Here is a 22177-nt window from a genome sequence, read left to right as displayed (position 1 = left end):
ATGAGGTCTATATAAAAACATCATACGCGCGAATGCGCGAGGGAGTGGACATGCAGCGCGTTACGGTGACGCTCGACGACGATCTGATGGACGAGCTGGACCGCATCATGGACGAGCGGAACTACCAGAACCGGTCCGAGGCGGTGCGCGATCTGGTGCGTGCGGGGCTGCGCGACGCCAAGGTGGACGGGCCGGAAACCGGCGCGTGCATGGGCGCCCTCGTCTACGTCTACGATCACAATGCGCGGGAGCTGTCGCGGCGGCTCACCAATGCCTATCACGACCATCACGACCTGTCCGTCGCGTCCCTGCACGTGCATCTGGATCACGACACCTGCATGGAGCTGTCGGTTCTACGGGGCGAGGTGCGGGCCGTGCGCCACTTTGCCGACCACGTCATCGCCGAGCGCAGCGTGCGCCATGGAGAGCTGGTGATCATTCCGCTGGAGCCGGGGAAAGACGGTCGCGATGGGTGACAAAAAGTCACGCCGCGTGCGCAAGGGAGAGAAGCGGCAGGTGGCGGCGCTGCCCGTGCGGGTGGACGAGGACGGCAATCTGCTCGTCCTGCTGATCACGTCCCGCGAGACACGGCGCTGGGTGCTGCCCAAGGGCAATTTGATGAAGGGCAAGACGCCGGCGCGCGCAGCGGCCATCGAGGCGATCGAGGAGGCGGGCGTCGTCGGCAAGACGATCAAGAAGCCCTATGACAGTTTCCAGTACTGGAAACGCGGCAAGCGCGCCTTCGCCTTTGCGGTCGTCGACGTCTACCTGCTCATCGTTGCCGGGCGGCGACCGACCTGGAAGGAAAAGGGGCAGCGCAGGCAGGTTTGGGTGACGCCGTCCCAGGCGGCCCTCATGGTGCTGGAGCCGGAACTGCAGTCCTTGCTGCAGCGGCTGGACGCGGACGACGCCGTGGCGCGTCAGATCCGCGACAGTTTTCCGGAACCGTCCTAGAAGGGAGTGGCGCCAGCCATTCCCTATCGCCGCCGCGGACCTAGTTTCCCCGAAAGGCAAGCCGCAAGGGGTCAGATAAATGCGTTCCATTCTTATCGCAGCGGCATTGGCCGCAAGCGTTGCGGCCGGCCCGGCGCTCGCAGCGCCGGTGGTCGTTTCCTCCAAGATCGATACCGAGGGTGGCGTACTCGGCAACATGATCCTGCTGGCGTTGCAGAATGCCGGCATCGAGACGACCGATCGTATCCAGCTGGGCGGCACGCCGGTGGTGCGGCAGGCGATCGTCGCCGGCGAGATCGACATCTATCCGGAATATACGGGCAATGCCGCCTTCTTCTTCAACAAGGAAGGCGAGGCCGATACGTGGAAGGACGCCGCGAAAGCCTACGAGGCCGCCAGGCAGCTCGACTACGACGCCAACAAGATCGTCTGGCTCGCCCCGTCGCCGGCCAACAACACCTGGGGCATCGCGGTGGCGGGCCCGGTTGCCGAAGAGAATTCCCTGAATACGCTGACCGAGTTCGGCGCCTGGGTTGCCGGCGGCGGCGACGTCAAGCTTGCGGCATCGTCCGAGTTCGTCAATTCGGCGGCGGCCTTGCCGGCCTTCCAGGCAACCTACGGGTTCACCCTGACGCCCGATCAACTGCTGACCCTCTCGGGCGGCGATACGGCCGCCACCATCGCGGCCGCCGCGCAGGGCACCAACGGGGTCAATGCGGCCATGGTCTACGGCACCGATGGCGGCATAGCCCCGTCCGGCCTGAAGGTGATGGACGACGACAAGGGCGTGCAGCCGGTCTACCAGCCCGCGCCGATCATCCGCGAGGCCGTATTGCAGGAGCATCCGGACATAGCCGAGATCCTGCAGCCGATCTTCGCCAGCCTCGACCTGACGACGCTGCAGGAGTTGAATGGCCGCGTGCAACTGGGCGGCGAACCCGCCCGCGCCGTTGCCGAAGACTATCTGACCTCCAAGGGACTGATGAAGTAGCCGGACGGGGCAGGGCTGAAGGGTGCACAGGCTCGACAAGCTCGGACTCGTCATCGCCGCGATGGCGTCGGCGGCACTGTTCGCGCTGCCCTTCGCTACCTTCCGGGCCAACCGCATCGTCGCCGGCGAAGGCCGCACGCTGCTCGACGCACTTCCGCCGACGCCGTCGGCGATAACCCTTGCCATCCTTTTGGGCGTCGGCGCCCTGGCGCTGCTGCGCACCGGGCCGGTGCCGCGCCTTGTCGGCAGCCTCATCGCCCTACTTGCCCTTGTCCTGGCGATCGGAATGGCTCCCGCCCACCTGACGCCGCCGGAAAACGGCTTCGCACGCGTGTCGCCGGCTTCGGGGTTCTGGGTGCTGCTGTTCGCCTATGCCCTGCTGGCCACCGACGCGCTGGCGCGCCTGAAGCCCCCGCCGCTTATCCGCGTGATGATCCTTGCCGGCGCACTCGGGGTGCTGGCGCTGGTGCTGTGGTCCGGGCGGTGGGATGGACTGTCGCTGATGCGTGAATATGGCAGCCGCGCCGATTCGTTCTGGCGGGAACTGGGCCGTCACCTGGTGCTGGCGCTGGGGTCGCTCGTCGCATCGGTCGTCGTCGGCATTCCGCTCGGTATCGCCTGTCATCGTATCGCCGCCATCCGCGCCCCGATCCTGAACGGCCTGAACGTCGTGCAGACCATTCCGTCGATAGCGCTGTTCGGCCTTCTCATCGCGCCGCTGGGCTGGCTGGCGGCCAACGTGCCGCTGGCCAACGCCATCGGCATTCGCGGCATCGGCGTGGCGCCGGCCTTCGTGGCCCTGTTCCTCTATTCGCTGCTGCCGGTCGTGGCCAATACCGTGGTGGGCCTTGCCAGCATACCGGCCGATGCCGACGACGCGGCCCGCGGGGTCGGCATGACGGACAGGCAGCGCCTGTTCGGCGTGGAGCTTCCGCTCGCTTTTCCCGTTATCCTGACGGGCATCCGCATCGTGCTGGTGCAGAATATCGGCCTTGCCACCATCGCCGCGCTGATCGGCGGCGGCGGGCTCGGCGTCTTCGTGTTCCAGGGCATCGGCCAGACGGCAATGGATCTGGTTCTCCTGGGCGCGCTGCCCACCGTGGTCATGGCCTTCAGCGCCGCCATCATCCTGGATGCCGCCGTGGAGGCATCCAGCCACCAAAGACCGGGAGCACGGGCATGATCGAGCTTCGCAGCCTCACCAAGCGCTATGGCGACGTCGCCGTGGTGGACGACGTCTCCTTCACGATGCAACCGCACAGCGTAACGGCCATCGTGGGCACGTCCGGTTCCGGCAAGACGACCCTGATGCGGATGATCAACCGCATGACGGAGCCGACGGACGGGGCCGTGCTGATCGACGGCGAGGACAACCGCTCCCTGCCGCCGCACGAATTGCGCCGGCGCATCGGCTACGTGATTCAGAACCATGGCCTGTTCCCGCATCGCACCGTTGCCGAAAACATCGCGACGGTGCCCAACCTGATCGGCTGGGACAAGGAGCGGATCGCGGCGCGCGTGTCCGAACTGCTCGACCTGTTCCAGCTCGATCCTTCCGATTACGCCGGCCGCTACCCGCATGAGCTGTCCGGCGGGCAGCAGCAGCGCGTCGGCGTGGCGCGGGCGTTGGCGGCGGAACCGAACATCCTGTTGATGGACGAGCCCTTCGGGGCGCTCGACCCGATCATCCGCACCAAGGCCCAGGCCGACCTGATGGCGATCCAGAAGCGCTTCGGAACCACGATCGTCTTCGTGACGCACGACATGGAGGAGGCCATCCACCTGGGCGACAACATAGCCGTGATGGATGGCGGCAAGGTGATCCAGTACGCATCGCCCAAGGAAATCCTGTCCAGGCCGGCGGACATGTTCGTCGACAGGCTCATTGGAACCGGCGACAGGCCCTTCCGCTACCTGTCGCTCAGCGGGGTCGGCGACCTCGTGGAGCAGGGAGAGGCCAGCGGCGCCCCCATCGCGCGCGACGCCAGCCGCAGGGATGCGCTGGCCGAGCTTCTGTGGTCGGGTCGCGACGTTGCGCCGGTGGCCGACAGCGGCGGCGCGACGCTGGGGATCATCCGGCGCGCGCGGCTGATCGCGGAGGCGGCGCGTCCGGCATGAGGCGCCTTGCCTCCATTCTCTGGCGCGTCTGCCTGCTGGGATTGCTGGCGGCTTTCCTGTTGCGGCCGGAAGCCTTCGCGCCGCTACTGCGTCCGCTGACGCAGAATAACGCCCCGGCGATCTACGCGCAGGGCAGCCTCATGGAGCTGACGGTCCTGCACCTGAGGACCGTCGCCATCGCGACCCTGGCGGCGACGATCGTCGCCCTGTCGCTGGCCATCCTGGTGACGCGGCCGGGCGGGCGGGAATTCCTGCCGCTGTCGCGCAGCGTGGTGAATATCGGCCAGACCTTTCCGCCGGTCGCGGTGCTGGCGCTGGCGGTGCCGGCGGTGGGTTTCGGCGAGGCGCCGACGCTGATAGCGCTGTTTCTCTACGGGTTGCTGCCGATCTTCGAGAATGCGATGACGGGACTTACAGGCCTGCCGCCCGCCGTGGTGGAGGCGGCGCGCGGCACCGGCATGACCAACTGGCAGCGGCTGTGGCGGGTGGAACTGCCTTTGGCGCTGCCCGTCATCCTGGCGGGCATCCGGCTTTCGGTGATCATCGGTCTGGCCACGGCGACCATCGGATCCACGGTGGCGGCGCGGACGCTGGGCGAGGTCATCATCGCCGGGCTTTTGTCCAACAACCTCGCCTATATCGTGCAGGGCGGGCTCATCGTCGCGGTGCTTGCGGTGCTTCTGTCGGACCTCTTTTCGCTGGCCGAACGCATAACCGCCCGCCGCATGGGGCAGGCGGGGCGGCAGGGCTGATCCGCGGGAACGCCGCGCCTGGGCGACCGTCAACAAGCAGGATGGCGGCGGCAACAAGCCCGGCGGCTCGGGCAGGGGCAAGCGGGCGCCCTGACCGGCATCAGGACCCGCCGGACACGATCCTGGGCTCTTCGGTGTCGCCGGGTCGGAAAGCACCCGCGATGCTGAGCCCGTCGAGCACGTAGACCTGGCAATCCGGGCAGCTTTCCTTCTCGCGCGGGGAAGGGGGCACCTGCCGGAAGAAGCAATAGGCCTTGGCCGCGATCGGCTCGCCGTAGATGTTCGCCGCCTCGAAATGCACGACCATCACATAGTTCTGCGATCCGGGCTCGCGCTGGTTTTCCACCTCGCCCCGCCGGTAGCTGGCCGGGTTCTGGATGGCGGCCGTCACCCCGGCTTCGCACCGTGCGACGGCCGTCGAGTCGGCGGCACGCACCGGCGCGGCGAGCGCCAGCGAGGCCATGAGCAAGCAGAAACGGAGAGGCTTGGTCGAAACCGCCATGTCACCCTGTCGTTCGTATCCGACGGGCATACTATCCAAGACTGCGGCATTCAGACGGCAAGCCCCGGACATTCGGTTTCGCTACTCGGCAGCGCCACGAAACGACCGTTCCGTCGCATCGCGGAACTGCATGCGCGCAAGCTCCGAATAGAGGCCGCCGGAAGCGGCCAGACTGGCATGGGTGCCTTCCTCGATGATACGACCGCCGGACATGACCAGGATGCGATCGGCCTTCAGGACGGTGGCGAGGCGATGCGCGATGACAAGCGTGGTGCGTCCCTGCATCAGGGTTTCCAGCCCTTCCTGGACGGCCCGCTCGCTTTGCGAGTCGAGCGCGGACGTCGCCTCGTCCAGGAGAAGCACGGGCGCGTCGCGCAGGATGGCGCGCGCGATGGCCAGCCGTTGCCGCTGGCCGCCCGACAGTGTCACCCCCCGCTCTCCGACCGGTGTATCGTAGCCCTGCGGCAGATCCCGGATGAAGCCATCCGCCATGGCCGAGCGCGCCGCCGCCTCGATCTCGTCGCGCGTGGCGTCGGCCCGGCCGAAGGCGATGTTGTCGGCGATGCTGGCGGCGAAGGCCGCGACGTCCTGCGGCACCAGCGCGATGCGACGCCTGAGCGCGTCGAGGCTTACCGACCGGATATCGCAGCCATCCATCTCGATGCGGCCGGATGTCGGATCGTAGAACCGCTCGATGAGCGAGAAGACGGTGGATTTGCCGGCTCCGGAAGGCCCGACGATGGCGACCGTCTCGCCCGGACGGACCGTGAAGGAAAGGCCGGATACCGCCGGCATGCCCCCCGCGGGATAGGCGAAGCCGACATCGTGGAAGGCGATGGCGCCGCGTGCCGGCTGCGGCATGGGCAGCGCCGGAACGGGCTGCGGCACCGACGGCTCCTCGACGAGCAGTTCGGTCAGGCGTTCCGTGGCGCCCGCGGCCAGCGCAAGATCGCCCCAGACCTCGGACAACTGCCCGAGAGCGCTGGCCGCGAAGACGGCGTAGAGAATGAACTGGCCCAGCGTGCCGGCGGTCATGTCGCCGGTGATGACCTGCTGCGAGCCGATCCAGAGAACCGCCACGATGGACGAGAAGACGAGGAAGATGGCGAAGGCGGTCAGGAAGGCGCGCGCCTTGATGGTGCCGCGCGCGGCCTCGAAGGCATCGTCCACCGCGCGCGTGTAACGCCCCGTCGCCATATCCTCGGCGGTGAAGGCCTGTACCGTGCGCATCGCGCCGATCGCCTCGGTGGCGTAGGCGCTGGCATGCGCCAGCGTATCCTGCGCCGCCCGGGACTTGCGCCGCACGGAGCGGCCGATGGCGATCAACGGAACCACGATGACGGGGATGACCGCGATGACGATGAAGGACAGCGCCGGCGCCGTGAACACCATCATCGCCAGCGAGCCCGTGACGAGGATGGCGTTGCGCAAGGCCAGCGACGCGGTCGAGCCGACCGCGGATTTGACCTGCGTCGTGTCGGCAGTGAGTCGCGAGACGATCTCGCCGGACATCGTCCTGTCGTAGAAATCCTGCGAAAGGCGGGTCACCTGTGCGAAGACATCCTTGCGCAGGCCGGCGACGACGCGCTCGCCCAGCGTCACGACGAAGTAATAGCGGCCGGCGCTGGCCACGGCCAGCAAGCCGGCCAGCACGACGAGCATCGCGAAATAGGTGTCGACGAAGCGGGTGTCCGGCGTATCGAAGCCGAGGTCGATGACGCGGCGCACGGCCAGCGGCAGGGACAGGGTGGTCAGCGAGGCGAGGGCCAGGAAGACGATCGCGCCGGCAACAAGCCCGCGATTGGCGGCCAGGTAGGGCAGCAGCTTGCGCAGCGGGCGCAGGTTTCGACGTTTGGCCCCTCCCGGCGCAACGGATGTTTCGGCCAAGCTCAACTCTCCTGTATCTGACCCTTGTGCCCCATGGGCCGCTGATGTATAGGCTCACCCTCGAATTTGGAAGCATTTGCGCGATGGTTCTTCGGGAGCCGGCCTTTTGGCGCCACCGGGTGGCAACAGGTCATCACGCGCTGCCGACGCCTAAAGGATCAGGAAGCATGAAAGCCAAGATTCATCCCGATTACCACACCATTACCGTGGTGATGACCAATGGTACCGAGTACCAGACCCGCTCCACCTATGGCCGTGAGGGCGACAAGCTGAACCTCGACATCGACCCGACCAGCCACCCGGCCTGGACCGGTGGCAACCAGCAGCTGATGGATCGCGGCGGCCGCGTCTCGCGCTTCAAGAAGCGCTACGAAGGCCTCGGCATCTAAGCACGGTGCATCGTCGAATTGAAAAGGCCCGGTGCGAAAGCGCCGGGCCTTTTTCATTGCGTTTCGAAGTTTCGTCGCGGGCCGCGCGTCTGGTTGCGGCGGCGCCGCCATCAAAAGGAGAAGGCGGTCTTCAAGAGGTCGATCTGCTCGGCAACGGCGTTGCGGGGCGCCTCGCGCAGCGGCGTGCGCCCTGTCAGGCCGGCGTCGAGCCGGCGGACCCTGTCTTCGAGCCGGTCGGCGCGGCGTACCAGATGCAGGAATGTCTCCGGCAGTTCCGAAAAGTTTGCCGAATCCTGTGCCGCAGAGGTGCCGTCCAGGCGCACCTTCGCCTTCTCTGCCGCCACCTGCTCGGCCGACATCTCGCCCTGGATGGCCGCACGCTGCAGCAGCAACCAGGAGGCCAGATGCATCAGCCGCGTCGTGAGGCGCATGGACTCGGCGGCATACAGGGTGGAACCGGAGCGATCCAGCCGCTCGCTGTCGCGGCGACCTTCCCCGTCGAGATAGGTTGCCGTTTCGTCCACGAGAGCCATGCCTTCGCGAAACAGGCTTTGAAAGGATTGACCGCAGGCATGCCGCTCCGCAAGCCGGATCGGGCCTTGGACAGAACGGTCGTCGTGGAAGCCAGTGTTCATGGTGTCGAAAACGGCGGACTCGTGTTGAAAGTTGCAGCCGCCTGGCGGAATCGCCATCGACCTGGCCGGGAAAGTGCGGCGATGCTGTCCATAAGGCAAGGATGGACTATGTCCTTGGTTAATTCACGTTAAGCTTCTGTGGACAAGATGGGAAGGTGGCGTTCGTGGCGGAGATGACGGCGGTCGTTCTGGATGGATTCGGTGGCCCGGAGGTTCTGAAGGCAGCAACGGTTGCGCGGCCCCGGCCGGGCCAGGGCGAAATCCTGATCGAAGTTCAGGCGGCCGGGGTGAACCGGCCCGATGTGCTGCAACGCAAGGGTGCCTATCCGCCGCCGAACGGCGCGCCCGCCTGGCCGGGCCTGGAAGTGGCCGGCACCGTCGCGGAGCTCGGCGAGGGCGTCGACGGCCACGCTGTCGGCGAACCGGTCATGGCGCTTCTGCCGGGCGGCGGTTACGCCGAATTTGCCGTGGCCCCGGCCGGCTCGGTCCTGCCCGTGCCGGCCGGCGTCTCCATGGTCGAGGCGGCAGCGATGCCGGAAACCTTCTTCACCGTCTGGCACAACGTCATCGAGCGCGGCGGCCTGATGGCCGGGGAAACCCTGCTCGTGCATGGCGGCGCCTCCGGCATCGGCACGACCGCCATACAATTGGCGCGCGCCCGCAACGCGCGCGTGGTGGCGACGGCCGGCAGCGCCGAAAAATGCGCGCGGCTGGTGGAGCTCGGCGCCGACAGGGCGGTGGACTACCACACCGAGGATTTCGTCGAAATCGTGCGCGAAGCGACCGGCGGGCGCGGGGCCGACGTCATCCTGGACATGGTGGGCGGCGACTATCTGGCGCGCAATCTCAGGGCGGCAGCCGCCGACGCGCGGATCGTCCAGATCGCCTTCCTGCGAGGGCAGAAGGCCGAACTGGATATCGGGCTTCTGATGGCCAAGCGCATCACGGTAACGGGGTCGACGCTGCGGGCGCGCGACGCGGCCTTCAAGGCCGGCATCGCCCAGGCTATCGAGACGCATGTCTGGCCGCTGGTGGAAGAGGGAAGGGTGCGCCCCGTCATCGACCGGACCTTTCCGCTGGAAGAGGCGGCACAAGCGCACCGCGCCATCGATGCCGACCATTTCGGCAAGATCGTGCTGACCACGGCGCGGCACGCCGATCTGTGACGGATGCAGCCGAATTCGCCGACGCTTCCTTGCGGAGCGGCTGCCTCATGCCTATACTACGCCCGAATTTCCCTACATGTGGCGCTTGACCACGGCCCGCTCGGACGAGCGGGCGAACAGGAGACCTTTACCCCATGGCCCAGCAGCTTCTGATGCCAAAGGCGACCGCAGTCTGGCTGGTGGACAACACCGCCCTGTCGTTCGACCAGATCGCCGAATTCTGCAAGATGCATCCGCTCGAGATCAAGGCGATCGCGGATGGCGAGTCGGCGCAGGGCATCAAGGGCATGGACCCGATCATCACCGGCCAGCTGACCCGCGAGGAGATCAAGCGCGCCGAAGGCGACGAGAATTACCGGCTGAAGCTGGCGCCGCCGAAGGTGCGCGTGCCGGAGGCCAAGAAGAAGGGGCCGCGCTACACGCCCGTCTCCAAGCGGCAGGACCGTCCCAATGCCATCCTGTGGCTGGTGCGCAACCATCCCGAATTGAAGGACGCGCAGATTTCCCGCCTTGTCGGAACGACGAAGCACACGATCGAACAGATCCGCGAGCGCACCCACTGGAACTCCGCCAATCTGCAGCCGATGGACCCCGTGACGCTGGGCCTTTGCTCGCAGATCGACCTCGATCTCGAGGTGGAGAAGGCATCGCGTGGGCTGCCCCGGCCCGAGCAGGACGAGGAAGAGCGTCTGCTGGCCGCCGCCCAGACGCAGGAATACCAGGATGGCCGCTCCGGCGCCGAAAGCGAGGAGCTGGACGCTGCCGCCGTCTTCGCCAAGCTCAGCTCGATGCGCAATGCGCCCAAGGAAGACGAGGAGGAAGACAGCTACTAAGCTGTCTTTCCTGAAACCGCTTCCGGGGCCGGCCGGTCAGCCGCCGCCCCGGAACTCGGGATACAGCGTCATGCCGCCGTCGACGAACAGGGTGTGGCCGACGACATAATCGGAGGCGTCGGACGCCAGCCAGGCGGTGGCGCGTCCGACGTCTTCCGGATCGCCGATCCGCTTGTAGGGGATCAGCTTCAACATCGCCTCTTCACCACCATCCTTGTCGCGTTCGGCACGGTTGATGTCGGTGGCGATGGCGCCCGGTCCGACGGAATTGACGCGGATCCGCTCCTGCGAAACTTCCTGGGCGAGGGATTCCATCAAGAGTTTCAATCCGCCCTTGGAGGCCGCGTAGTTGACGCGGAACGCCCAGGGAATCCGCTCGTGCACGGACGAGTTGAAGATCAGCTTGCCGAGCGCCCGGCTGACATCGGGCCTCAAGCCCTTTCGGCGGAAACGCAGGATGGCTTCCCGACCCACCAGGAATGCGCCCGTCAGGTTGGTCGAGACGACGGCGTTCCAGTCGTCCAGCGTCATGTCGCCGATGGCGGCGTCCTTTTGCCGTCCGGCATTGGAAACCACGATGTCGAGTGGGCCGAGCGCCTGCTCAGCCGTGTCGAACATGGCCTTTACATCGGCTTGCGAGGCGACGTCGGCCCGGATGGCGACAGCCCTGCGGCCGAGAGCACGGACCATTTCCACCGTCTCTTCGGCGCCGTCCCGCGATCCGTGGTAATTTACCGCGACATCGGCGCCGGCCTCGGCCAGCGCAACGGCGACGGCACGCCCGATGCCGGCGGAGGCGCCGGTCACCAGGGCCGACTGCCCCGTCAACGAATGCATGTCATGATATGCCATCCGGATCCTCCAGTATGTGCCTGTGCTCGCCGACGCTGCGGTCGCTGAGGGCGCGATCCAGCCAGATCGCCGCCGAAATCAGCGACAGATGCGTCAGCCCCTGTGGGAAGTTGCCGAGATGATCGCCCGAGGACGACAATTCCTCGGCGTAGAGGCCGAGGTGGTTGGCGTAGGAGTGCAGCTTCTCGAACAGCAGCCGCGCTTCCGCGACATGGCCAGTCCGCGCCAGCGCCTCCACATACCAGAACGAGCAGATCGTGAACGAGCCTTCGCGTCCTTCGAGGCCGTCATGGCTGGCTTCGTCGTGATTGTAGCGATGGACGAGGCAGTCATGGACGAGGTTTTCCTGAACCGCCTTCAGCGTCGAAACCCACATGGGATCGCGCGGGTTGATGAACCGGACCAGCGGCATCAACAGCACCACCGCATCCAGCGCGACGCCGCCCTTTACCTGCGTGAAGGCGCCGATCTCCGGGTTCCAGAACTCTTCCAGTATGGTTTGCTGGATCGTGTCTCGCGCCGTGCGCCATGTTTCGACGTCACATGGAAGCGACTGGCGCAGGGCGATGCGCAGCCCGCGGTCCAGCGCAACCCAGCACATCAGGCGGGAGGAGAGATACTCCTCGTCTTCCCCACGGCTTTCCCAGATACCCTTGTCCGGCAGGTGCCAGTTGGCCGCGAGCCAGTCCAGCATGCGGCGCATCTTCTTCCAGGCGCTGGTCGTCGGTTTGCCGCGCGCCTTGGTGGAGATGTAGACGGCGTCCATGAACTCGCCGAAAATGTCCATCTGCCGCTGGGTATAGGCCTCGTTGCCGATCCGGACCGGGCGCGAGTTCTCGAAGCCGTCCATATGGTCGAGCGTGCGTTCGTGCAGATGGTCGTGGCCGTCCATCGCATACATGATCTGCAGGCCCGGTCCGCCGTCCTCCGGTTCTTCCATCACCCGCTCCAGCAGGAAATGGGTAAAGGCTTCAGCCTCGTCGTAATAGTTCAGCCGCGAAAAGGCATAGAGCGTGAAAGCGGAATCGCGGACCCAGCAGTAGCGGTAATCCCAGTTGCGTTCTCCGCCCAGAACTTCCGGCAGGCCGAAAGTGGCGGCCGCCGCGATGGATCCGTGCTTCTGCGATGTCAGGAGTTTCAGCGTCAGGGCCGAGCGGACGACGAGCTCGCGCCAGTTGCCCGGATAGCGGCCCGCCGCGACCCATGTGTGCCAGTATTCGCTGGTCTGCCGGAAGGCGTCGCGGACGTAGTCCTTGTCGATCTTCGGCATCTCGGCACGGCCCGGGCAGAAGACGACATGAAAGGTTTCGCCTTCCTTCAGCGTCCATCGGCCGGATGCGCTGTCCTCTCCGACCGTCATCGGCCGATCGCTGTAGAAAAAGAGCTGGTAGTCCTTGCCGTCCTGCTTCCAGGATACCGCGAAACCGCCATCAACGGGTTCCAGCGTGGGCACGATCCGCCCGTAATCCGGACGGGGTACGATCTTCAACGCAAAGGTGACCTCGCCGAGAACGGCCTTCGCACGGCGTACGATGCGCCCCGAACCGTCGGTCGGCATGAAGTCCGACACCTCTCCGATGGCCCCGTCGTTGAGGAAGCGCGTCAGGAGGATGTTGGTATCGGGCAGATAGATCTGCCGCGTGCCGAACCCGTCATTGTCGACACAGAGGCTGAAGAAGCCGGCGCCCGGATGCAGGAGGCTGCAGAACAGGCTGGGCGCGTCGAAGTCCGGATGGCAGAAGAAATCGATGGTGCCGTCTACGGCGACGAGAGCGGCCGTGCGCATGTCGCCGATCACGCCATGGTCTGCGATGCGGTTGGGCACGGTGTCGCTGGATGCTTCGTTCATGATGCGGTGCCCTGCGGATCGGATGGGGGATGGGGCGGCGGGATGGCCGCGCCTGGATGCGGTGCGTTGCACCCTATAAAGCTTCTGCATCCTGGGCAGTTCCGACTTGGCAAGCCGGTGCCGCCTATGAGACACAAGGTTCGTGTCATGCCGGTGGTGCATGATGCACAGGGCCGCAAGCCCGAGCGGAGGTGTAATGAGTGCATTGGAAGAAAGCCTGCGGCGCGCGCTGAACGGCGGTGATGCAGCCGACCCCGAATTCAGGCTTTCAATCTATCAGGCATCCGAGCGCGCCCTCGAGAAGATGCTTGCCGAGAAGGCCGTGCCGGCGGACGAGGCACATCGACGCCGCCATGCGCTGGCGGACGCGATCTCGCGGATCGAAGACGATTTCGAGGCCGGTGCACTGCCGGCCGGGCATGATCATGATGCGGCGCCCCCGCATGCAGGCGATGACGACGTCTTCGACGACGAGCGCGCCGGCTATCGGTCGCCGGAGCCGCATGCGGACTACGAGCCCGGCATCGACCGGCCTCCTCCCCGCCGGGGCCTCGTGTCCACGCCGACCCTGATCGGCATCGGCGTCGCGCTTTTCCTCGTCATCGCACTTTACGTCCTGAGCACGATCTTCCAGACGGGCGATGCCGTTCCGGCGGGCGACGGCAGCAACGCGGCTCTGACCGGCGAAGCGGCTTCGCCGACCGACATCTCGTGGATCAACGTCTTTTCCGGCGGCAATATCGAGACGCTGTCGACGCCGGAGGGCGGCCGCGTCGAGGCGATCACCGCCAATGGGCGCGAGGCGGTGCGCATGCAATCTCCCAGCGGCCAGACCAGCGAAGTGATGCTGGCCGTCGGGCCGGGGCTCGTCGGCGAGATCGCCGGATCCACGGTGCGGGTGGAGCTGACGGCCGGCTCGCCCGATTCCCGCGCGCGGGAATTCAGCGTGCGATGCCTCTTCGCCAGCAACAGCATCTGCGACCGGCAGCGATTCGTGACGAGCATGCAGGAAGAGGCCTTCGTCTTCGACATCGCCGTGCCGGGCGACGCCGCCAGCCCGGCCACACTGGCCATCGCCCCCGGCGTCGGCGGCGAGGGCTCCGACCTCGATCTCTTCGCCGTGCGGATGCGCGTCATCGGATAAGGCCGGCTTGCCATGGCGGACGACCGATCCTTCCTGTCCCGCGCCGCATCCCGCCTGGCCTCGCGCCTCGGCGCGGAAAGGCCCGGCGGCGTCGGCGGGCCGCGCATGCAGCCCCACTGGCCCGACGCCGGAATGAAAGCCGTTCTGGAGGCCATGCAGGAGCCGGCTTTGCTGGTGGACAAGGCGCTCGTCATCCGATTCTGCAATTCGACGAGCCAGGCGACGTTCGGTGCGATGTCTGTCGGCGACCCCTTGTCGATACGGTTCCGGGCGCCGGAGCTTCTGTCAGCCGCACAGGCCGTGCTTGAAACGGGTACGCCGAGGCAGGTGGAACTGGCCGAGAGGGCGCCGCGCGTGCGCTCCTTCGGGGTGGAGATCGTGGGCATCCGCGAGGCGCCGGACGACGCGCCGGAGCTTTTGCTGTTCACCATGCAGGACCGCACCGCCGAGCGGCAGATCGAGCGGATGCGCACCGATTTCGTGGCCAATGCAAGTCATGAATTGCGGACGCCGCTGGCTTCGCTGATCGGCTTCATCGAGACGCTTCAGGGGCCGGCGCGCAACGATACCGGTGCGCGCGAGAAATTCCTGGCCATCATGCGCGAACAGGCGGGCCGCATGTCCAGGCTCATCGACGACCTTCTGTCCCTGTCGCGAATCGAGACGCGCCCGGCGCTCGGCCCGGGTGAGCGCGTCGACCTTTGCCGGATGCTGGAGGAGGTCCGGGATGCGCTCGAGGCCCGCGCCGGCGCGGCTGGCCTGCGCCTCGAACTCGAGGTGCCCGACACCGCCGTCGAGGTCAACGGCAGCCATGACGAGCTTTCGCGGGTCTTCTCGAACCTCGTCGAAAACGCGATCAAATATGCCGGCGGCGGCGAACGTGTCATAATGGGGATACGTCCGGCGCCGAAGATGCAATCGACAGTCGAAGCCTTCGTGCAGGATTTCGGGCGAGGCATTCCTGCCGAGCACGTTCCGCGCCTGACGGAACGCTTCTACCGCGTCGAAGAGGGCAAGGCCGCCAAGGCGGACGGCACGGGCCTCGGCCTGTCCATCGTGCGCAATATCCTGCAGCGCCACAACACGCGACTCCTCATTCAGTCGCGGCCGGGCGAGGGCTCCACCTTCGCAATGCGCTTCCCGACCATGACAAAGAATCGCCCTTAGTGGAATAATCTTATATTTTTCAATATTTTGCGCTGTCATAAATCGGAAACCAGACCGTCATATATGGTTCAAGGCAAACCGGTAGAGGGTTAGCCGACCCGAAGACGGCGGCGCGACAGCGTTGCGCGGGTCGAGGCAAATTCCAAAGACAACTCCCGAAGGAGTAGAACCCGTGACGACCAAGACCCTAGCGAGCCTCGCGCTCGGCGCCGCTTTCTTCATGTCCGCCGGGGCGCATGCCCAGTCGGTCGAACAGATCCAGATCGCCGGCTCCTCTACCGTGCTGCCCTATGCGCAGATCGTCGCCGAAAACTTCGGCGAGGTGTATCCCGACTTTCCGACCCCCATCGTCGAATCGGGCGGCACGTCCGGCGGCTTCCGCCAGTTCTGCCAGGGCGTCGGCTCTCAGACGGTCGATATCGCCAATGCCTCGCGCCCCATCAGCGACAGCGAGCGCAAGGCCTGCCAGGATGCCGGCGTGACCGACATACAGGAAGTGCAGTTCGGCTATGACGGCATCGTCTTCGCCTCGGCCGCATCGGGCCCCGATTTCGCCCTGACCCCGGAACTGGTCTTCAAGGCGCTGGCCGCGAAGGTGGTCAAGGACGGCCAGGTCGTCGACAACACCGCCGCCACCTGGGCCGACGTCGACGCCTCGCTGCCGGCCCAGCCGATCTCGGCCTTCATCCCGGCCGAAAACCACGGTACGCGTGAAGTCTTCGACGAAAAGCTGCTGGCCGCAGGTTGCGAGGCTTCCGGCGCTCTCGAGGCGTTCACGGCTTCCGGCATGGACAAGAAGGCCGCGCACGACCAGTGCATCTCGGTTCGCGGCGGCAACATCACCACCGACATCTCCGGCGACTACACCGAGACCCTGTCGCGCATCGACGCCAACCCGCAGAGCGTCGGCGTATTCGGCCTCGCCTTCTACGAGCAGAACCAGGACCGCCTGAAGGTTGCGACGATCAGCGGCGTGACGCCGAGCGTCGAGACGATCTCGGCCGGCGAGTACCCGGTTTCGCGCCCGCTGTTCTTCTACGTCAAGAAGGCGCATGTGGGTGTCGTCCCCGGCCTGCAGGAATTCGTCGAATTTTTCCTCGACGACCAGATGGTCGGCCCGGACGGTCCGCTGGCGCAGTACGGCCTCGTCCCGGCGCCGGACGCCGAGCGTGAGGCGGTCCGCGAAAAGTTCACGGCCGGCACCACCATCGAAGGCTGATGCAGCCATAGCGGCCGGGCGCTTCGGCGCCCGGTCTTCGCATGCCCGCGGCGCAAATCCGCCCGCGCGCTCCCCCGGCCTTCGACGAGCGTGAAACGATGTCCACACTTTCGATCGTTGCAACCGTCCTGCTGATTGCATTGGCGGGATTTTTCATGGGCCGGGCCCGCGCCATGCGCCTTTCGGGCGAGGGGGGCGTCAAGCTTCATTCGCGCCCCGTCTATCATGGCTCCTACGTCTTCAGTTTCGTGGCCGTTCCGGCAATCGCGCTGCTGGCCGCGTGGGTCGCCTTCGCGCCTGTGCTGACGGCCAACGACATCTCCGGCCGCCTCGCCGAGGTCGAGACCAGCTTGCCGCCGCATCTGGCGGCGAACATGGTCGGGTCGCTTGCCGCGGGCATCCGCGCGCTGCCCGACGACGAAAAGCAGAACCTCGAAAACGCGACCGTCGACGAATTGCGGCCTCTCCTGCAGCGTCGCGGCATTCCGCTGGCTGCCGAGACGCAGGATTTCATGGTTCCGCTGGCGCTGCGGCAGATCGCATCCGAGGATTACAGCCGGCTCGGCATGAGCATCGCGGTTCTGGCCGTCGCGGCGGCTGGCCTCGTCTTCGCGCTCTCCCGCATCCAGCGGCGCCTGAAAGCGCGCAATGCGGTCGAGGGCGTCGTGAGGGGCTTTCTTATCCTCGCCTCGTCCATCGCCATCCTGACGACGGTCGGCATCGTGTTCTCGATGCTGTTCGAATCTCTCGATTTCTTCTCGCGCATTCCCCCGGCCGACTTTTTCTTCGGGACCGTGTGGGAGCCGCGTTTCGCCGCCGCAGGCTCCAGCGTGCAGGGGCAGTTCGGCCTGATCCCGCTGTTGCTCGGCACGCTCTACATCGGCTTCGTGGCCATGCTGTTCGCGGTGCCGGTGGGCCTGTTCGCGGCCATCTACATGGCCGAATATGCCAGCAACCCCGTTCGCGCCTTCGTCAAGCCGCTGCTGGAAGTGCTGGCCGGCATTCCCACCATCGTCTACGGCTTCTTCGCGCTGATCACCGTCGGCCCCTTCCTGCGCGACCTGTCGGCACAGCTTTCCGGGCTCGCGACCGGTGATTACACAGCCTTCATCCAGGCGCAGAGCGTGCTGACGGCGGGCCTGGTGATGGGCATCATGCTGATCCCCTTCGTGTCGTCCCTGTCCGACGACATCATCACCGCCGTTCCACGTTCGCTGCGCGACGGCTCGCTCGGGCTCGGAGCGACGCGCTCCGAGACGGTCAAGCGCGTGGTCCTGCCGGCGGCGCTGCCGGGCATCGTATCGGCGTTGCTGCTGACCGCCTCGCGCGCCATCGGCGAAACCATGATCGTGGTTCTGGCGGCGGGCATCGCTGCCAACATCACCATCAACCCGTTCGAGGCCATGACGACGGTGACGATCAAGATCGTCAGCCAGCTGACGGGCGATCTCGACTTCACCTCGCCGCAGAGCCTCGTCGCCTTTGCCTTGGGCATCACGCTGTTCGTCATGACGCTGATCCTCAACGTCGTCGCCCTCTACATCGTGCGCAAATACCGGGAGCAGTACGACTGATGACCGACATTTCCATCGACAAGGCCGGCGCCGTCAGCAAGGCGCCGCCGCGCCGCGACATCGGCATCAAGCGTCGCTACGCCGCCGAACGCCGCTTCAAGGCCTACGGCATCGCAGCCATCGCCATCGGCCTGATCTTCCTGTGCACGTTGCTGTGGACGGTCATCTCGCAGGGTTATACCGCCTTCTGGCAAACCGAGATCCGGCTGCCGATCACCTTCTCGCAAGAGGTCATCGACCCCGACGGCACCGGCGGGCAGGACGCTTCGGCCCTGATGCGCGCCAACTATCCGCGCCTGACGCAGGACGCCATCGTGCAGCGCCTCGGAATCGACCCGTCGAACCGGCAGGAGGTGCAGCGCGCCGCAGGGCTGGTATCGCAGGGCGTACGCCTGCAGCTCCGCCAGATGGTGCTTCAGGATCCGTCCATCATCGGCACCACGCAGGACGTCTGGATCTTCGCCAACTCCACGGTGGACAGCGCCCTGAAAGGCCAGTTCAACCTTTCCGTGGAGGAAAGCCGCAGACCGCTGAACGACATGCAGCTGCGCTGGATGGACGAGCTGGAACAGGCCGGCGATCTTGCGCAGCGCTTCAACACGGCCTTCTTCACGAGCGGCGCCTCGAGCCGCGCGGAAACGGCCGGCGTCGGCGTCGCCATCCTCGGTTCGCTCTACATGATGCTGATCGTCCTGGTGTTGTCGCTGCCCATCGGCGTCGCCGCGGCGATCTACCTCGAGGAGTTCGCGCCGAAGAACAAGCTGACCGACCTCATTGAGGTGAACATCAACAATCTGGCGGCGGTGCCCTCCATCGTCTTCGGTCTTCTCGGCCTCGCCGTGTTCATCAACTGGTTCGGCCTGCCGCGCTCGGCATCCCTGGTCGGCGGCCTCGTGCTGACGCTGATGACGCTGCCGACGATCATCATCGCCACGCGCGCGGCGTTGAAGGCCGTGCCGCCCTCCATCCGCGCGGCTGCGCTGGGTCTCGGCGCCTCGCGCAACCAGATGGTGTTCCAGCATGTTCTGCCGCTTGCCGCGCCCGGCATCCTCACCGGCACCATCATCGGGCTCGCCCAGGCGCTCGGAGAGACGGCCCCGCTTCTGCTGATCGGCATGGTCGCCTTCGTCGCCGATTTTCCCTCCGGTCCGATGAGCCCGGCGACGGCGCTGCCGGTGCAGATCTTCATGTGGGCCAACGAGGCCGACCGCGCCTTTGTCGAGCGCACATCCGGCGCGATCATCGTGCTGCTTGCGTTCCTTGCATTCATGAATATCGCTGCGGTGCTTCTGCGCCGCCGGTTCGAACGTCGCTGGTAGGAGCGGCAGGAGCAGATCATGATGGAACATCTTCACATCACGGCCGCCCGGCCAGCAGGAAAGCCCGACATGCCCATCAAGATGCGTGGTGAGAAAGTCTCCGTCTTCTACGGCGCCAAGCAGGCGCTGTACGAGGTGGACCTGAATGTCGCGGAGCGGCAGGTGACGGCGCTGATCGGCCCGTCCGGCTGCGGCAAGTCCACTTTTTTGCGGACGCTCAACCGCATGAACGACACGATCGAAGGCTGCCGCGTCGAAGGGCGGATCACGCTCGACGGTGACGATATTTACGACCGCGACCTCGACGTGGTGGAACTGCGCGCCCGCGTCGGCATGGTGTTCCAGAAGCCGAATCCCTTTCCGAAGTCCATCTTCGAGAATGTCGGCTATGGCCCCAAGATCCATGGCCTGGCTCGCAACAAGACCGACCTCGAGGAAATCGTCGTCACCAGCCTCAAGAAGGCCGGCTTGTTCGAGGAGGTGAAGGATCGCCTCCATGACGCCGGCACCGGACTGTCGGGTGGCCAGCAGCAGCGCCTCTGCATCGCTCGAGCCATCGCCGTGTCGCCGGAGGTGATCCTGATGGACGAGCCATGCTCGGCGCTCGATCCCATCGCGACCGCGACGGTCGAAGAGCTGATCGACGAGTTGAAGCAGAACTTCACCATCGTCATCGTGACGCACTCCATGCAGCAGGCGGCGCGCGTGTCGCAAAGCACGGCCATGTTCCACCTCGGGCGGATCGTGGAGGTCGGACCGACGGAGAAGATGTTCTCCAACCCGGACGACAAGCGCACGCAGGATTACATCACCGGCCGCTTCGGCTGACCGGGGGAGGGGAAACATGGAAGATCACATCGTACGCTCTTACGACGAAGAGCTGAAATACATCATGCGCCGCATCTCCGAGATGGGCGGCCAGGCCGAGCGCATGGTGGAGCAATCGGTGCGCGCCCTGACGCGGAGCGACTTCTCGCTTGCCCAGTCGGTGGTGGCGGACGACGTTCTCCTGGACGCAGCCCAGCGCGAGCTGGAAGAGCGCGCCATCCTGACGATCGCCAAGCGCCAGCCGATGGCGCAGGACCTGCGCGAGATCGTCGGCTCCATCCGCATCGCCTCCGACCTGGAGCGCATCGGCGACCTCGGCAAGAACATCGCCAAGCGCGTCATCGCGGTCCACGAGTTCGGGCAGCCGGTCCAGCTGACGCGCGGGATCGAGCATATGGCCGAACTGGCCCTCGACCAGTTGAAGGACGTGCTGGATTCCTATGCGACGCGCGATACCGACCGGGCCGAGGCGGTGCGTGCCCGCGACGAGGATATCGACGCAATGTACACGTCGATCTTCCGCGAGCTCCTGACCTACATGATGGAGGATCCGCGCAACATCTCGGCCTGCACCCATCTCCTGTTCAGCGCCAAGAACATCGAGCGCATCGGCGATCATGCGACGAACATCGCCGAGACGATCTACTACATCAAGACGGGCCAGCAGATCGAGGACGAGCGTCCCAAGGGCGACCGCACCCCTTCCATGGTGCTGCCGGTGAACGTCGATACGGGCAAGTGAGGGCATCGGGATGAACGCCAGGGTTACTGTTGTCGAGGATGAGGAGGCCCTCAGCGTCCTCCTGCGCTACAACCTCGAGGCCGAGGGCTTCACCGTCGACACGATCATGCGCGGCGACGAGGCCGATCTTCGCCTCAAGGAAGAGGTTCCGGATCTCCTGATCCTGGATTGGATGCTGCCGGGCCTTTCCGGGGTCGAGCTGTGCCGCCGCCTGCGTCTGCGGCCGGAAACGGAGCGTATGCCGATCATTCTTCTCACCGCGCGCGGCGAAGAGAGCGAGCGTGTGCGCGGGCTTTCCGTGGGCGCCGACGATTATGTGGTCAAGCCGTTCTCCACCCCGGAGCTGATGGCCCGCGTGAAGGGGCTTCTGCGGCGGGTGAAGCCCGAGCGCATCTCCTCCCAGTTGACGGCCGGCGACATCGACCTCGACCGCGAGACGCATCGCGTGCGCCGCGCCGGCCGCGAGGTAAAGCTGGGGCCGACCGAGTTCAAGCTCCTGGAATTCCTGCTGCAGGCTCCCGGTCGCGTCTTCTCTCGCGAGCAGTTGCTGGACGGTGTCTGGGGCCGCGACATCTATGTCGACGAGCGTACGGTGGACGTCCATGTCGGCCGCTTGCGCAAGGCGATCAACCGTGGCCGCCAGCGCGACCCGATCCGCACCGTCCGCGGCGCCGGCTACGCGCTGGACGAAACCTTCGCATCCGTCCGCCAGGTCGCTGCGCGCTGAACTGAAAATTTAGGCCTCGCAACCCATGAAGCCCTGAACGAGCCGAGGGTGCGAGGCCTGCAAGTCCCTTTCGGGATGTGCTGCCAATTTAGCGTAACGCGAATAGGATATCAATCTTCCGAAAATCCGAGCGCGTGCCGCAGGCCGGTCTCGACACGTAGAATGTCGGCGTCCGTCATTCCCTCACTGAGGTACTGACCGCTAACCCGCACACGATCCAAGCGTCTGTGCGAAACATGCGCCAACATTTCGCAGATTGCCCAAGTCCGCACCTTGAGACTGAGATACGTTTCCTCGTTGAAAGACACGTGGGACGCTCGGGGCTCGCGTGGTTCAGACGCCGTAAGAGGAACCACGACGCATTTGCCTGAAGCGGTGAAATGCGGGGAGTTATATGATCTTGGAGATACTACGACGACTCTGCGCACTTTTCGCATCTCTGGGGGGACCGTCGCCATGTCGAAGTTGCAGATAAGGATTTGCCCACGTTTTGGAGCGAAGTTGATCATGCAAGGCGGCTTTCTTCAAT

Annotated in this window: 23 protein-coding genes and 1 pseudogene; 18 read left to right on the top strand and 6 right to left on the bottom strand. The window is 65.7% G+C overall.

All coding sequences use genetic code 11. The features are described 5' to 3' along the window. The first annotated feature begins 50 nt into the window (after positions 1 to 50). From nikR to NDN16_RS13120, 7 genes and pseudogenes are all read left to right on the top strand, one after another. Entirely contained in the window at positions 51 to 476 is a 426-nt protein-coding gene (nikR, locus tag NDN16_RS13150; protein WP_251114032.1) for a nickel-responsive transcriptional regulator NikR, read from the top strand. Next, on the top strand, positions 469 to 954 hold the full coding sequence (locus tag NDN16_RS13145) for an NUDIX hydrolase (protein WP_251114031.1): 486 nt from the start codon (positions 469 to 471) through the stop codon (positions 952 to 954). Before nikR ends, NDN16_RS13145 begins: the two co-directional genes overlap by 8 nt. A gap of 79 nt (positions 955 to 1033) precedes the next feature. Continuing rightward, on the top strand, positions 1034 to 1945 hold the full coding sequence (gene osmF / locus NDN16_RS13140) for a glycine betaine ABC transporter substrate-binding protein OsmF (protein ID WP_251114030.1): 912 nt from the start codon (positions 1034 to 1036) through the stop codon (positions 1943 to 1945). 61 nt (positions 1946 to 2006) lie between these two features. Next, positions 2007 to 3128 carry an ABC transporter permease gene (locus NDN16_RS13135; RefSeq protein WP_251114155.1) on the top strand — a complete coding sequence of 374 codons (1122 nt, stop codon included), beginning with the start codon at positions 2007 to 2009 and terminating at the stop codon, positions 3126 to 3128. After that, positions 3125 to 4063 carry an ABC transporter ATP-binding protein gene (locus tag NDN16_RS13130; protein WP_251114029.1) on the top strand — a complete coding sequence of 313 codons (939 nt, stop codon included), beginning with the start codon at positions 3125 to 3127 and terminating at the stop codon, positions 4061 to 4063. Before NDN16_RS13135 ends, NDN16_RS13130 begins: the two co-directional genes overlap by 4 nt. After that, the gene (locus NDN16_RS13125) at positions 4060 to 4815 is read left to right on the top strand and encodes an ABC transporter permease (protein ID WP_251114028.1); all 756 of its coding nucleotides are present in this window, start codon (positions 4060 to 4062) and stop codon (positions 4813 to 4815) included. The genes NDN16_RS13130 and NDN16_RS13125 overlap by 4 nt, the downstream gene beginning before the upstream one ends. 7 nt (positions 4816 to 4822) lie before the next feature. Beyond that, positions 4823 to 4897, top strand: a pseudogene (locus NDN16_RS13120) (plasmid stabilization protein); the annotation flags it as partial. Between the two features lie 18 nt (positions 4898 to 4915). On the opposite strand, the gene NDN16_RS13115 reads toward NDN16_RS13120, so the two are convergent. Together NDN16_RS13115 and NDN16_RS13110 are read right to left on the bottom strand one after the other, a co-directional pair. Then, complete coding sequence (locus NDN16_RS13115; protein ID WP_251114027.1) at positions 4916 to 5317, bottom strand: hypothetical protein; 402 nt, start codon at positions 5315 to 5317, stop codon at positions 4916 to 4918. A gap of 81 nt (positions 5318 to 5398) precedes the next feature. After that, a complete protein-coding gene (locus NDN16_RS13110) occupies positions 5399 to 7204 on the bottom strand; it encodes an ABC transporter transmembrane domain-containing protein (protein WP_251114026.1) in 1806 nt (601 codons plus the stop codon). A gap of 167 nt (positions 7205 to 7371) precedes the next feature. On the opposite strand from NDN16_RS13110, the gene rpmE reads away from it, so the two are divergent. Next, positions 7372 to 7593, top strand: coding sequence for a 50S ribosomal protein L31 (rpmE, locus tag NDN16_RS13105; RefSeq protein WP_060600008.1), 222 nt, complete (start codon positions 7372 to 7374; stop codon positions 7591 to 7593). A 110-nt stretch (positions 7594 to 7703) separates the two neighbouring features. On the opposite strand, the gene NDN16_RS13100 is transcribed toward rpmE, so the two are convergent. Then, the gene (locus NDN16_RS13100; RefSeq protein WP_435301098.1) at positions 7704 to 8126 is read right to left on the bottom strand and encodes a DUF1465 family protein; all 423 of its coding nucleotides are present in this window, start codon (positions 8124 to 8126) and stop codon (positions 7704 to 7706) included. A 275-nt stretch (positions 8127 to 8401) separates the two neighbouring features. Here NDN16_RS13100 and NDN16_RS13095 point away from each other — a divergent pair, with 275 nt between their 5' ends. After that, complete coding sequence (locus NDN16_RS13095; protein WP_251114154.1) at positions 8402 to 9394, top strand: NAD(P)H-quinone oxidoreductase; 993 nt, start codon at positions 8402 to 8404, stop codon at positions 9392 to 9394. 134 nt (positions 9395 to 9528) lie between these two features. After that, complete coding sequence (locus NDN16_RS13090) at positions 9529 to 10227, top strand: DUF1013 domain-containing protein (protein WP_251114024.1); 699 nt, start codon at positions 9529 to 9531, stop codon at positions 10225 to 10227. Between the two features lie 36 nt (positions 10228 to 10263). On the opposite strand, the gene NDN16_RS13085 is transcribed toward NDN16_RS13090, so the two are convergent. Beyond that, positions 10264 to 11079, bottom strand: a complete 816-nt coding sequence (locus NDN16_RS13085) for an SDR family oxidoreductase (RefSeq protein WP_251114023.1) — start codon at positions 11077 to 11079, stop codon at positions 10264 to 10266. Next, the gene (locus tag NDN16_RS13080; protein ID WP_251114022.1) at positions 11066 to 12928 is read right to left on the bottom strand and encodes a glycoside hydrolase family 15 protein; all 1863 of its coding nucleotides are present in this window, start codon (positions 12926 to 12928) and stop codon (positions 11066 to 11068) included. Before NDN16_RS13080 ends, NDN16_RS13085 begins: the two co-directional genes overlap by 14 nt. 196 nt (positions 12929 to 13124) lie before the next feature. Here NDN16_RS13080 and NDN16_RS13075 point away from each other — a divergent pair, with 196 nt between their 5' ends. The 8 genes from NDN16_RS13075 (at position 13125) to phoB (ending at position 21648) form a co-directional block, all read left to right on the top strand. Continuing rightward, positions 13125 to 14072 (top strand): hypothetical protein, encoded by a 948-nt coding sequence (locus NDN16_RS13075; RefSeq protein ID WP_251114021.1) that lies wholly within the window; start codon positions 13125 to 13127, stop codon positions 14070 to 14072. A gap of 12 nt (positions 14073 to 14084) precedes the next feature. Then, positions 14085 to 15239, top strand: coding sequence for an ATP-binding protein (locus NDN16_RS13070; RefSeq protein WP_251114020.1), 1155 nt, complete (start codon positions 14085 to 14087; stop codon positions 15237 to 15239). 220 nt (positions 15240 to 15459) lie between these two features. Further along, positions 15460 to 16458: a PstS family phosphate ABC transporter substrate-binding protein gene (locus NDN16_RS13065; protein WP_251114153.1), complete on the top strand. Its 999-nt coding sequence runs from the start codon at positions 15460 to 15462 to the stop codon at positions 16456 to 16458. A 98-nt stretch (positions 16459 to 16556) separates the two neighbouring features. Beyond that, a complete protein-coding gene (gene pstC / locus NDN16_RS13060; protein WP_251114019.1) occupies positions 16557 to 18032 on the top strand; it encodes a phosphate ABC transporter permease subunit PstC in 1476 nt (491 codons plus the stop codon). Then, entirely contained in the window at positions 18032 to 19351 is a 1320-nt protein-coding gene (gene pstA, locus NDN16_RS13055; protein WP_251114018.1) for a phosphate ABC transporter permease PstA, read from the top strand. Before pstC ends, pstA begins: the two co-directional genes overlap by 1 nt. An 18-nt stretch (positions 19352 to 19369) precedes the next feature. Beyond that, entirely contained in the window at positions 19370 to 20179 is an 810-nt protein-coding gene (pstB, locus tag NDN16_RS13050; protein ID WP_285292664.1) for a phosphate ABC transporter ATP-binding protein PstB, read from the top strand. A 16-nt stretch (positions 20180 to 20195) separates the two neighbouring features. Then, positions 20196 to 20921, top strand: coding sequence for a phosphate signaling complex protein PhoU (gene phoU, locus NDN16_RS13045; protein ID WP_251114017.1), 726 nt, complete (start codon positions 20196 to 20198; stop codon positions 20919 to 20921). Between the two features lie 10 nt (positions 20922 to 20931). Next, positions 20932 to 21648, top strand: coding sequence for a phosphate regulon transcriptional regulator PhoB (gene phoB, locus NDN16_RS13040; protein WP_251114016.1), 717 nt, complete (start codon positions 20932 to 20934; stop codon positions 21646 to 21648). Between the two features lie 110 nt (positions 21649 to 21758). On the opposite strand, the gene NDN16_RS21120 is transcribed toward phoB, so the two are convergent. Continuing rightward, positions 21759 to 22157: a type II toxin-antitoxin system PemK/MazF family toxin gene (locus NDN16_RS21120; protein ID WP_353050217.1), complete on the bottom strand. Its 399-nt coding sequence runs from the start codon at positions 22155 to 22157 to the stop codon at positions 21759 to 21761. Positions 22158 to 22177 lie beyond the last annotated feature (20 nt).

This window comes from Aureimonas altamirensis, from assembly GCF_023702225.1.
GTDB classification, from domain to species: Bacteria; Pseudomonadota; Alphaproteobacteria; order Rhizobiales; family Rhizobiaceae; genus Aureimonas; species Aureimonas altamirensis_B.
This window is presented reverse-complemented; position numbering and strand designations above follow the sequence as displayed.